We start from the raw sequence: 11,860 nt of genomic DNA, 5'->3' as shown, positions 1-11,860 counted from the left end.
GCTCAGGCTCCGGCGAGGAGCTTCTTGGCGTCGAGCGTCTCGCCGCCCTTGTTCCAGTTGCACGGGCAGAGCTCGTCGGTCTGCAGGGCGTCGAGCACCCGCAGCACCTCGGAGACGTTCCGGCCGACCGAACCGGCGGTCACCATGGCGAACTGGATCTCGTTGTCCGGGTCGATGATGAAGGTCGCCCGCTGGGCGACGCCGTCCTCGCCGAGCACGCCACAGGCGGCGGTCAGCTCGCGCTTGATGTCGCTCAGCATCGGGAACGGCAGGTCGCGCAGGTCCGGGTGGTCCTTGCGCCACGCGTAGTGGACGAACTCTGAGTCGACGGAGACGCCGAGCACCTGGGCGTCCCGGTCGGCGAACTCGCCGTTGAGCCGGCCGAACTCGGCGATCTCGGTCGGGCAGATGAAGGTGAAGTCCTTCGGCCAGAAGAAGACGACCCGCCACTTGCCCTGGTGGCTCTTGTTGTTGATCGTGGCGAACGCGTTGTCGGCGTCGAGCGAGACGCAGGCGCTGAGTTCGTACTCGGGGAAGTGGTCACCGACAGTGAGCACGGGTCCTCCTTGTGGACGGCGCGGGGCCGATAACTGGATTCGTTCCAGATGATTCCGCAGTCCGGTTTCGCCTTGCTGGCGGCCTGAGGAACTGTGAAGCCGATCACCGGCGGCGGTTCGACTCGCAGCGTGCGCGCCGATGCGGTAGGACGACTCTCCGTCATTGTCCCGCGATGTGGATTCTTCCTGCCGAGGACACGCGCATGGTGGCAGAGTACGGAACGTGGCACTCCGAGTGATCATTATTCTCTGCTAGCGCGCCCGGCACCCTCCGCCGAGCGCGCCGACCTCCCGCACCTGCGGGGGGTCTTTTTGTTGGTCCCGACTCGCCCCGTTGCTCCCGATACCTCCGCCGCTCCCGATACCGCTGCCGGTGCCTCCGCCGGTCCCGGTGCTTAATGGAAAGGACGCCGCCGATGACATTCCAGGTCTACGACACGACGCTGCGCGACGGGGCACAGCGGGAGGGAATCAGCTACTCCGTCGTCGACAAGCTGGCCGTCGCCCGGCTGCTCGACGAGTTCGGGGTTGGCTTCATCGAAGGCGGCTGGCCGGGGGCGATGCCCAAGGACACCGAGTTCTTCCGCCGGGCCCGCACCGAACTGGACCTCAGGCACGCCCTCCTCGTCGCGTTCGGTGCCACCCGCAAGGCCGGCCTCGCGGTCGCCGACGACCCCCAGGTACGCGCCCTGCTCGACGCCGAGACCCCCGCCGTCTGCCTGGTCGCCAAGTCCGACATCCGGCACGTCGAACGGGCGCTGCGCACCACCGGGGCGGAGAACCTCGCCATGGTCACCGACACCGTGGCGCACTTCGTCGCCGAGGGCCGCCGGGTCTTCCTCGACTGCGAGCACTTCTTCGACGGCTACCGGTACGACCCGGCGTACACCACGGCGGTCACCTCGGCCGCCCTCGACGCCGGTGCCGAGATCGTGGTCATGTGCGACACCAACGGCGGCATGCTGCCCTCCCAGGTCACCACGGCCATCGGCGCGTTGACCGAGCGGCTCGGTGTCGCCCCGGACCGGCTCGGCATCCACTGCCAGAACGACACCTCGTGCGCGGTCGCCAACACCGTCGCCGCCGTGGAGGCCGGCGTACGGCACTTCCAGGGCACCGCGAACGGCTACGGCGAACGCCCCGGCAACGCCGACCTCTTCGCCGTCGTCGGCAACCTGCAACTCAAGCTCGGGCTGCCCGTCCTACCGGATGGCTGCCTGGAACAGATGGTGCGCGTATCGCACGCCATCGCAGAGATCGCCAACATCGCCCCCGAGACCCACCAGGCCTACGTCGGGGCCGCAGCCTTCGCCCACAAGGCGGGACTGCACGCGAGTGCGATCAAAGTGGATCCGGTGCTCTACAACCACATCGACCCGAGCGTGGTGGGCAACGACATGCGGATCCTGGTGACGGAGATGGCCGGCCGGGCCAGCATCGAGCTCAAGAGTCGCGAGCTCGGGCTGGACCTGGCCGACCATCCCGACGCCGCGTCCCGGGTCACCAAGCGGGTCAAGGACCTGGAGGCCGGCGGCTGGTCGTTCGAGGCCGCTGACGCCTCGTTCGAGCTGCTGGTCCGTTCCGAACTGCCCGGGGCGGGCACCCCCCGACCGTTCGCGCTGGAGTCGTACCGGGTGCTGGTCGAGCACCGCGAGGACGGCGCGGTGGTCTCCGAGGCGACCGTCAAGCTCCGGGTACGCGGTGAGCGGATCATCGCCACCGCCGAGGGGAACGGTCCGGTCAACGCCCTGGACGAGGCGCTGCGGGTGGCGCTGTCCCGGCACTACCCGGAGCTGCGCGGTTTCGAGCTGGCCGACTACAAGGTCCGAATCCTGGAGGGCAGTCACGGCACCGGGGCGATCACGCGGGTGCTGGTGGAGACCGCCGACGCCAACGGCGGCCGGGACTGGACCACCGTCGGGGTGCACGAGAACGTCGTCGAGGCGAGCTGGCACGCCCTGGTCGACGCCCTTACCTACGGCCTCGCCCGCACCCCCAAGGTCTGAGCCGCACCTACGGCCCGTCCCGCACCTCCACGGTGTGATGAAAGCAAGGGCCCCTTCCTGTCGCCTTTTTGCCGGGAAGGGGCCTTTCCTAACGTCCAAGCAGGGGTGGCAGGGCCAGTTCGGCAAGCAGCGCCCGATGATCGCTGCCGGGCAGCGGGTGTACCGACGCGGCGCGTACCCCGATCCGGCGGTCGACCAGCACGTGGTCGATGGCGACCGGCGGGATGAAGTCGCCGTCGTACGGGCCCCAGGTGCCGGTCAGCCCGACTCCGGCGGCTGCCGCCGCGTCGACGTAGCCGGTGTCCAGCAGCGCGCGTAGCGGAGCGTGGTCCAGGGTGGCGTTGAAGTCACCGGCCAGGATCCGCAGAGGACCGTCCGGTGTGGCCCTCGGCTGCCGGTCCAGGTCGGTGTGCCAGCACCGGAGCTGCTGGTGTTCGTACGGCGCGCACGGGTGCGCCGACTCGACCAGCACCGCCGGCGCATCCGGCATGTGCACCGTCGCGTACGCCTGGGTGAAGCCGCCGTCGTTGGTCCGGGTGCCGCCGGCGCTCAGCGGGAACCGGGCGTACAACCCTGATCCGGGGCTGCCCACCTCGGCGTTGAGCTGCCGGTGGGGCAGCAGGTCGGCCAGCCCGTGCCGGTCCAGCGCGGCCTGCGCCTCCGGCGTGAACTCCTGCACCGCCAGCACGTCGACCCGGTGGGCGCGGACCAGCTCGACCACGGCCGCCGGGTCGGCGACGCCGACGAGCAGGTTGGCGGTGAGCACCCGCAGCGTCGAACCGCCCGGCAGCGGGTCGTTGTCGGCCAGCGCGCGCGGCGCGACCACCCCGATCAGCGCCACCGCGGTCAGGACCGCGACGCCCGCCGCCCACCAGCGGCGCAGCGCGAGCGCCAGCGCCACCGGCACCACGGTCCACCCGGCGACGTACGGGGTGAAGGCGAGCAATGGCACCAGCGGTCCCCGATCGAACCCCGTGATCCGTAGGGCCGCCCAGATCAGCGCGGGGGCGACCGCCAGCCAGCACAGCCAGGTCAGCAGGGTTCGGCCCGGTCGACGGCGGGCGTGGGGCGGTTCGGCTGGGCGTTCCAGGGTAGGCAGGCTGCTCATGTGGGCACGCTAACGGTGGGTCGAGGCGACGCTGTGGCGGAACCGTGAAGATCCTACGGACGTCGCGCACCGTACCGACGGTCACTCGCTGATGGCCGGGGACACCCCGGCCGACGGGTTGTCCAGCCAGGGTCGAAAAGTGAATCGGCTACAGGTTTGGTCGCGGGAGGGCGGGGTAGCCCGCAGCGTGACGGACATGTCGGACACTGTGGCCAGCGCGCACTGGCCGGTCGAGACCGCGAATTCCGGTTCCGAGCTGGAACAGACCCTCTTCGAGGTCAAACGAGTCATCGTCGGGCAGGACCAACTCGTCGAGCGGCTGCTCACCGCCCTGCTCGCCGACGGCCACTGCCTGCTGGAGGGCGTACCCGGGGTTGCCAAGACCCTGGCCGCGCAGACCCTCGCCACCGCGGTCGGTGGCAGATTCTCCCGGATCCAGTTCACCCCGGACCTGGTGCCCTCGGACATCGTCGGCACCCGGATCTACCGGGCGTCGAAGGAGGGCTTCGACGTGGAACTCGGACCGATCATGGCCAACCTGGTGCTAGCCGACGAGATCAACCGGGCCCCGGCCAAGGTGCAGTCCGCCCTGCTGGAGGCGATGGCCGAACGGCAGGTCTCCATCGGTGGCCGCAGCTATCCGGTGCCCCAACCGTTCCTGGTGCTGGCCACCCAGAACCCGGTCGAGAGCGAGGGCGTCTACCAGTTGCCCGAAGCGCAACGCGACCGGTTCCTGATGAAGGTCACCGTCGACTACCCCAGCGACGCCGACGAACTGGCCATCCTCTACCGGATGAGCGTCGACCGGCCCAAGGCCCGGCAGGTGCTCGACCCGCAGCGGCTGCGGGCACTCCAGGAACGGGCCGGTCGGGTGTTCGTACACCACGCCCTCGCCGAGTACGTCGTCCGCCTGATCCTGGCCACCCGTGATCCGGCCCGGTTCGGGCTGCCGGACCTCGCGCCATTGTTGGCCTACGGGGCCAGTCCCCGGGCCACCCTCGGGCTGGTCGCCGCGGCCCGGGCGCAGGCCCTGCTCCGGGGCCGCGACTACGTGCTACCCGAGGACGTCCGGGAACTGGCGGTGGACATACTGGCGCACCGGCTGGTGCTCTCCTTCGACGCGATCGCCGATGACGTACGACCGGAGTGGCTGGTGCGACGGCTGGTGCAGGCGGTGCCACCGCCACAGATCGCCCCGGCCAGAGGCGAGCCGTATCCGGAACTGGCGGCGGCGTGACGCGGCCCCGACGTACCGGCGGTGGGGCCGCCGAACCGGGTCTGCGGGACCTGACTCCGGAGCATCGACTGCGCCGGTTGGAACTGACCGTCACCCGGCGGCTCGACGGGTTGTTGCAGGGCCAGTATCGAGGGCTGCTCACCGGCTCCGGCAGCGAGTTCGCCGGCAGTCGCGAGTACCGGCCCGGCGAGGACGAGGTACGCCGGATGGACTGGGCGGTGACCGCCCGTACCACCACGCCGCACGTGCGGGAGGTGGACGCCGACCGGGAACTGGGCACCTGGCTGCTGGTGGACGCCAGCCCCAGCATGGACTTCGGCACCGCCGAACTGGACAAACGGGAGCTGGCGGTGGCGGCCGTGGCGGCGGTCGGGTTCCTCACCTCCGGAATGGGCAACCGGCTCGGGGCGTACCTGGTGCAGGCCGACCGGATACGACGCTTCCCGGCCCGGGGCGGCCGCAAGCACCTGCTGGCGCTGCTGCGTACCCTGCTGGCCGCGCCCCGGGCCGACGCCGACGTCGGTGCCGCCGATCCCGCCGACCGGTCGGCGGCACCGGTCGGACTGGCCGATGCCATCGAGTCGCTGCACCGGGCGGTGCCCAGACGCGGGCTGATGGTGGTGGTCTCCGACTTCCTGGACGGACTGCCCGAGGACGGCGTCGGCGAGCCGACCTGGGAACGGCCGTTGCGGCGGCTGGGCCGGCGGCACCAGGTGCTGGCCGTGGAGGTGACCGACCCGCGCGAGCTGGAACTTCCCGACGTCGGCCTGATCACCCTGGTCGACCCGGAGACCGGGCAGCGGCGAGAGGTGTCCACAGGTGACCCCCGGCTGCGGGACCGGTTCGCGGCGGCGGCCCTCGCGCAGCGCCGGCTGGTCGAGCAGGCGGTACGCCGAGCCGGTGCGGCACACCTGACGCTGCGTACCGATCGGGATTGGACCACGGACATCGTGCGGCACGTCCACGACCAGCGCCGGCTGATCGGTGCGGCTCGCGGCCGTCCCCGGGTGGGATCTGGAGGTGGGGTGTGACCTGGGAGTCTCCCGGCCGGCTGTGGCTGCTGCTGGGCGTCGTCGCGGTGGGCGTCGCGTACGTGCTGATGCAGCGCCGGCGCAGCCGCTACGCCGTACGGTTCACCAACCTGCGACTGCTCGACCGGGTCGCGCCGAACCGCCCGGCATGGCGGCGGCACGTACCGGCGAGTCTGTTCCTGGCGATGCTGGCGTTGCTGGTGGTCGGCTTCGCCCGCCCACATGACGACGTACGGGTGCCCCGGGAACGGGCCACCGTCATGGTGGCGGTGGACGTCTCCACCTCCATGCTGGCCACCGATGTGGAGCCGGACCGGTTGGCGGCGGCGAAGCTGGCCGCACGGCGGTTCGTCGACGGACTGCCCAAGGAGTTCAACGTGGGGCTGGTGGCGTTCGCCGGCAGCGCCGCGGTGTTCGTACCGCCGGGCACCGACCGCAAGGCGCTGCACAACGGCATCCGGCGGCTCGCCGAGGGGACCACCGGTGTGCAGGGCACCGCCATCGGAGAGGCGATCAACACCTCGTTACAGGCGGTGAAGACGCTGGACGCGCGGGCGGCGAAGGATCCGCCCCCGGCCCGGATCGTGCTGCTCTCGGACGGTGCGAACACCTCCGGTCGCGACCCGCTGGCGGCGGCGGCCGACGCGGTGGCGGTGAAGGTGCCGGTGCACACCATCTCGTTCGGCACCCCGACCGGGTCGGTGGATCGGGGCGGCCGGCCGATCCGGGTGCCGGTCGACGGGCAGACCCTGAAGTCGGTGGCCGAGGAGACCGGTGGCGGCTACCACGAGGCCGGTACGAGCGCCGAGCTGCGGGCCGTCTACGAGGACATCGGGACTTCGGTGGGCTATCGCACCGAGCGGCAGGACATCTCCGCCCGGTTTATCGGACTGGGGCTGCTGCTGGCCATGGCGGCGGCGACCGGCTCGATGGCCTGGTTCTCCCGCCTGCCCTGACGGTCATGCCAACCGTAGGTGAGTCCAGCGGCAGAGCGGGAACTCAGTTCAGCAACACAACGGTGAAGTGGTGGAGCGGTGAAGCGGTCAAGCAACGCAACGGTGGAGTGGTGAAGCGGTGAAGTAGCGCGACTGTGAGGCGAGGAGGAGTGCCGGATGGCAGTACAGACCGGATTGGGTGAGCCCCGCGGTCCGTGGTTCGTCTCACCCAACCTCAATACGGGCGGGGGCGGGCTCCCCGTCGTACCGGATGGGCAGGCGCCCCCGGACTCCACCGTACGGCGGCGGCGACGCCTGCTGGCGGCGCTGGCCGTGGTCGCGCTCTCCACCGCCTCGGGGGCGGCGGCTGGCGGTTATGTCGCCGGTACGGGCCGGGGGGAGCCGGCGGCCGCTCAGGCGTCGGTTCCAGCCGACCTTGTGGGCACCGCCGCCCAGGTGGTGCCCGGAGTCGTCTCGATCCGGGTCGACGGTCGGGGCGGAACCGCCACCGGCTCCGGCTTCGCCATCGACGACCAACAGCACGTCGTCACCAACGACCACATCGTGGCCCGAGGAAAGGGCACGACGGTGCAGGTGGAGGCCTCCGACGGGCGGCAGGTCACCGCCCGGGTGGTGGGCCGCGACACGCGTAGCGACATCGCCGTACTGCGGGTGCCGCCGTCGGTGGGGCTGACCCCGTTGCCGCTGGCCAAGCCCGGCGCGACCCGAGTGGGGGAGCCGGTGTTGGCGGTCGGCTCGCCGCTGGGCCTGCCCAGTACGGTCACCGCCGGCATCGTCAGCGCGGTGGACCGACAGGTCCGGCTCGGCAACAACCAGCACACGGCGGTGCAGACCGACGCGTCGATCAATCCCGGCAACTCGGGTGGTCCACTGGTGAACGCCCGGGGTGAGGTGGTCGGGGTGAACACGGCCATCGCCACCATCGACGGCAACGGCTCGATCGGGATCGGCTTCGCCATTCCGATCGAACAGGCCCAGCAGGTTGCCGACACCATCATCGGCAAGGGCGGCTGAGCCGCCCTCGTCGGGACGGAACTAACCTCGACCCATGGCCGACGAACTGCGCGTCAACGACCGCCTGGTGATTCCGGGCGGGGAGCTGAACTGGCGCTTTTCCCGGTCGTCGGGACCGGGCGGGCAGGGCGTCAACACCACGGACTCGCGGGCCGAGCTGTCCTGGGACCTGGCCGGCACCACCCTGCTGCCGGAGAAGGTGAAGCAGCGGGCGGTGGAACGGCTGGCCAGCCGGTTGGTCGACGGCACGCTCACGGTCACCGCGAGCGAGCATCGGGCCCAGTTGGCCAACCGGGAGGCGGCTCGGGCGCGGTTGGCAGCCCTGCTGCGGGAGGCGATGGCACCCCCACCGCCACCACGCCGGGCGACCCGGCCGTCCCGGGCGTCCAAGGAACGGCGGATCGCCGAGAAGAAGCGCCGGGGCGAGACCAAGCGACTTCGTCGCGGCGAGCCCGACTGATTCGTCGTTCCGGTCACGTTCAGTGAACTGCGCGACAGTAGCCACGGTTCGGGCGCGGTCCGGCTCAGCGGGCGGCTGGGCTCTGGGTGCCGACCGGGCGGGCGGCGGGCGAGGCGAGCCCGGCGATCGCGGCGAAGACGAGTACGGCGACGAAAGCGTGCAGCAGGCCGACGTGCTCCCCGAGGAGACCGAGTCCGGGCGGCCCGGCCAGGAAGGCGAGATAGCCGATCGTGGCCACCACGCTGACCCGGGCAGCGGCCAGGCGCGGCTCGTCGGCGGCGGCGGAGAGTCCCACCGGGAAGCCGAGCGCGGAGCCGAGCCCCCACAGGACGACACCGACCGAGGCGACGACCGTGTTCGGGACGAAGATGACGATGACGAGACCGGCCACCGCGCAGGCGGCCGACCCGAGCAGCACCGGCACCCGGCCGTAGGCGTCCAGTAGCTTGACCCCCGCGATCCGGCCGACCGTCATCGCGGCGACGAAGACGCCGAAGAGGAGTGAACCGACGGCGTTGCTGACGTCGTGGCCGTCGACCATGGCCAGGGCGAGCCAGTCGTTGGCGGACCCCTCGGCGAAGGCCAGACCGAGCACGATCACCCCGATCAGCAGGGTGCGGGGTTCCCGCCAGACGGCCAGCCGGGTACGGCGGGTCACCGGGCCGGCGGCGTCCGCCTCCTCGGCCTCCGGCCGGCTCGCGCCGACCGGGATGAAGCGTACGGTGGCGAGGATCGTCCCGGCGAGGACGGCGGCGACGACGACGAGGTGCACGACGACGGGTACCTTGCTGAACTCGGCCAGCGTGCCCAGTCCCGCCCCGATGATCGTGCCCACGCTGAACGCGGCGTGGAACAGCGGCATGATCGTACGGTCCAGGGCGTGCTCGTTGGCCGCCCCCTCGACGTTCATGGCCACGTCGCAGAGGCCGTACCCGGCACCGAACAGGGCCAGTCCGGCGATGATGATTCCGGTGGCTGCCGCCAGTGCACCGACACCGACGACGGCGAGCCCCAGGGCGGCCAGCAGCAGCGCGCCGAGAATGGTCCATCTTCCGCCGACCCGGGCGATGACGTGGCTGGACGTGGTCAGGCCGGCGATGGAACCGGCGGCCAGACCGAAGATGATCCAGCCCATCTGGGCGGTGGAGGCATCGAGCACGTCCCGGACGGCCGGGGTCCGGGAGACCCAACTGGAGAGGCCGATTCCGGTCAGCGCGAATACGACGAAGATCGCGTTGCGCCACGCCTTGACGGTCGATGCCTCAAGGTCGCTGGTCACAACGTTTGAGCCTACCGGCGGGCCGCCGTGGAGGACGCGCCATCGTCGATCGCGTCAACCAGGCGAGCCCGCAGCGGGCCCGCCCGATCGGTGAAGTCCCGCTGCGCCGCGACGTACTCGGCCCGACCCGAGGCGGTCTCCACCCGTATCGGCGGATAGCCCAGGGCCGCCAGGTCGTAGGGGCTGGCCCGCATGTCCAGGGTGCGGATCTCCCGGGCCAGCTCGAAGCAGTCGGCGACCAGCTCCGAACAGACCAGCGGCGAGAGCTTGTACGCCCACTTGTAAAGATCCATGTTGGCGTGCAGACAGCCGGGCTGCTCGTTCTCGTGCTGCGTCTGACGGGTCGGAGTGAGCAGGTTGAGCGGCCGGGCCGGCGCGGTGAAGAACCGGTACGCGTCGAAGTGGCTGCACCGGACCCGGTTCGCCTCCACCGTGCGGGCGGTCTCCGCCGGGCTGAGCCGCAGCGGCCAGGCGTTGTGGCGTACCTCGTCCTGGGTCTGCCGGTAGACCATCGCCCACTCGTGCATCCCGAAACAGCCGTACTGGGCGGGCCGGTCCGCCGTGGCCACCAACAGCGAGCGGATCCAGGTGATCGAGTCGGCGCGCCGGCCGCGTACCCCCTCGGTGTCGAGAGTGAGCCCGTCCGGGGTGGCCAGGTAGTCGCGGCCGAACTCGGCCGGATCCGCCGCCCGCAGCGTCACCCCCGCACCCGGGTGCCACCGACGCAGCTGCGCGGGTCGGTGCGAGTAGTAGGTGAAGAGGAAGTCCTCCACCGGGTGCTTGACCCCGCTGCGCCGCCGGTGCAGGTGCGGGGTCAGCCAGCCAGCCATCCGCTGCTCGTGGGCCTGTCGTCGGGCCTGCCAGGTCGGCGGGTCGAGCACGGCGGTACGAGTGGGCAGGGCGGCGGTCACCGAACCAGCGTACGACCGTCCGGTGGCCGACTCCTACGCCACGTCGACTCCTACGCCACGTTGTCCCTTATGCCACGTCGACTCGTACGCCGGCGGAGAAGACCGCACTACGTAGTTCGATCTGGGTGGGCGCAGCACGCCCGGCGGTGTTGAACACCAGCGGTGCCAGCAGTTGCCCGCCGGCCGGGACCGGGGCGGCGAACAGGTCCCGCCCCTCGTTGGCCGACCGGGTAGCCGCCTCGTCGGTGGTGACCCACTCACCATCGGGCAGGTATGCCCGCTGTAGCGCGCCGTGCCAGCTCTGTTCCTTCGGGCTGACGTTACGCAGGCCCACCGTGGCCTGGCAGCGGTCGCTGCCGGCCGGACAGGCCACCCGGTAGACGGTGAACTCGAAGGCCGACTCGCGCAGGGCCGTACCGACCTGCCCGGTCTGCGTCTGGCCCACCCAGGCCCCGTTGGACGGCGCCCGGTCCGCCTGGATCGCGCTCACCTGTCCGGTGGCGGTCCACACCGCCCCGGCGATCACCCCGGCGAGGATCGCGGCGGCGAGGCCGACCGCCAGCCAGGCGGGTGGCCGACGACGGGTGCGTCCGCGTGGCGTGGCGGGCCGAGGATAGAGGGTGCCGCGCGAGGCGTTCGGGTCGTACACCGCGACGCCCGAGCGCTGCCGGCTCTGCGCCCGGCGCAGGACGAGTCGCCGCTGGTACACCCGGTAGCCCAGCCAACCGGCGAGGCCGAGCACCACTGCCACCCCGAGTGCGCCGAGCCAGAACGCGGGCCGTTGCCACCAGGCTGGTCCGCTCGGCCCGCCCCGACCCATGGCCGCCACGTCCCAGGTCGCGGTGCCACAGTCGTACGGGGTGTCACCGCCACTGGTGTAGGCGCAGACCGGTGCGGTCACCGGCGTGCCGGCCGTCGGTGCCGACAGGATGGTGGTCAGGGTGGTGCTGCTTCCGGCCGGCAGGTTGAGCTGCCAGGTCACCTCGCTGCCCCGATCCTGGCCATTGGGTGTGGCCACCTGCCCGCCGTTGCTGATCCCGGACAGGGTCGCCCCGGACGGCAGCTCCTGCCGGACGGTGGTGTCCACGGTGCTGTTGCCGCTGTTGCGTACGTCGATCCGGTATGCGGGGGCGGTGGCTCCGTCCGGGGTCACCGCGACGGATACCGCCGGACGGGTCGGCGGGGCCGCGGTCACCGGAACCGCCGTGCCGGCGGACAGGCCCACCGTCCCGGTTATCAGCAGGGCCGCCGCTACCGTGTGTCCACGCTTCGACATTGGCATGACAAACGAGACCTCCCAA

11 protein-coding genes are annotated in these 11,860 nt (G+C 71.3%); 6 read left to right on the top strand and 5 right to left on the bottom strand.

Annotated features, from left to right (window positions below):
• Positions 1-2 precede the first annotated feature (2 nt).
• A complete protein-coding gene (locus FHR38_RS06495) occupies positions 3-557 on the bottom strand; it encodes a peroxiredoxin (protein WP_184533679.1) in 555 nt (184 codons plus the stop codon).
• A gap of 416 nt (positions 558-973) precedes the next feature.
• Here FHR38_RS06495 and cimA point away from each other — a divergent pair, with 416 nt between their 5' ends.
• The gene (cimA, locus tag FHR38_RS06490; protein WP_184533677.1) at positions 974-2,563 is read left to right on the top strand and encodes a citramalate synthase; all 1,590 of its coding nucleotides are present in this window, start codon (positions 974-976) and stop codon (positions 2,561-2,563) included.
• Between the two features lie 88 nt (positions 2,564-2,651).
• Here the strand turns inward: cimA and FHR38_RS06485 are convergent, their stop codons facing one another.
• Positions 2,652-3,671 carry an endonuclease/exonuclease/phosphatase family protein gene (locus FHR38_RS06485; RefSeq protein WP_184533676.1) on the bottom strand — a complete coding sequence of 340 codons (1,020 nt, stop codon included), beginning with the start codon at positions 3,669-3,671 and terminating at the stop codon, positions 2,652-2,654.
• Between the two features lie 187 nt (positions 3,672-3,858).
• Between FHR38_RS06485 and FHR38_RS06480 the strand changes: the two genes are divergently transcribed.
• The 5 genes from FHR38_RS06480 (at position 3,859) to arfB (ending at position 8,369) form a co-directional block, all read left to right on the top strand.
• Complete coding sequence (locus FHR38_RS06480; protein ID WP_184533675.1) at positions 3,859-4,908, top strand: AAA family ATPase; 1,050 nt, start codon at positions 3,859-3,861, stop codon at positions 4,906-4,908.
• Positions 4,905-5,939 carry a DUF58 domain-containing protein gene (locus tag FHR38_RS06475; protein ID WP_184533674.1) on the top strand — a complete coding sequence of 345 codons (1,035 nt, stop codon included), beginning with the start codon at positions 4,905-4,907 and terminating at the stop codon, positions 5,937-5,939. Before FHR38_RS06480 ends, FHR38_RS06475 begins: the two co-directional genes overlap by 4 nt.
• Positions 5,936-6,895: a VWA domain-containing protein gene (locus FHR38_RS06470; protein ID WP_184533673.1), complete on the top strand. Its 960-nt coding sequence runs from the start codon at positions 5,936-5,938 to the stop codon at positions 6,893-6,895. The genes FHR38_RS06475 and FHR38_RS06470 overlap by 4 nt, the downstream gene beginning before the upstream one ends.
• A gap of 156 nt (positions 6,896-7,051) precedes the next feature.
• A complete protein-coding gene (locus FHR38_RS06465; protein WP_184533672.1) occupies positions 7,052-7,909 on the top strand; it encodes a S1C family serine protease in 858 nt (285 codons plus the stop codon).
• 34 nt (positions 7,910-7,943) lie between these two features.
• The gene (arfB, locus tag FHR38_RS06460; protein WP_184533671.1) at positions 7,944-8,369 is read left to right on the top strand and encodes an alternative ribosome rescue aminoacyl-tRNA hydrolase ArfB; all 426 of its coding nucleotides are present in this window, start codon (positions 7,944-7,946) and stop codon (positions 8,367-8,369) included.
• Between the two features lie 64 nt (positions 8,370-8,433).
• Here the strand turns inward: arfB and FHR38_RS06455 are convergent, their stop codons facing one another.
• The 3 genes from FHR38_RS06455 to FHR38_RS06445 form a co-directional block, all read right to left on the bottom strand.
• Complete coding sequence (locus tag FHR38_RS06455; RefSeq protein WP_184533670.1) at positions 8,434-9,648, bottom strand: MFS transporter; 1,215 nt, start codon at positions 9,646-9,648, stop codon at positions 8,434-8,436.
• A gap of 11 nt (positions 9,649-9,659) precedes the next feature.
• A complete protein-coding gene (locus FHR38_RS06450; protein WP_184533668.1) occupies positions 9,660-10,559 on the bottom strand; it encodes a 3-methyladenine DNA glycosylase in 900 nt (299 codons plus the stop codon).
• Positions 10,560-10,626: 67 nt separating this feature from the next.
• Positions 10,627-11,841, bottom strand: coding sequence for a hypothetical protein (locus FHR38_RS06445; protein ID WP_184533666.1), 1,215 nt, complete (start codon positions 11,839-11,841; stop codon positions 10,627-10,629).
• Positions 11,842-11,860: the final 19 nt, after the last annotated feature.

It is taken from the genome of Micromonospora polyrhachis, from assembly GCF_014203835.1.
Lineage (GTDB): Bacteria > Actinomycetota > Actinomycetes > Mycobacteriales > Micromonosporaceae > Micromonospora_H > Micromonospora_H polyrhachis.
Note: the sequence above shows the minus strand (reverse complement) of the source record. Positions and strands in the feature narration are given on the sequence as shown.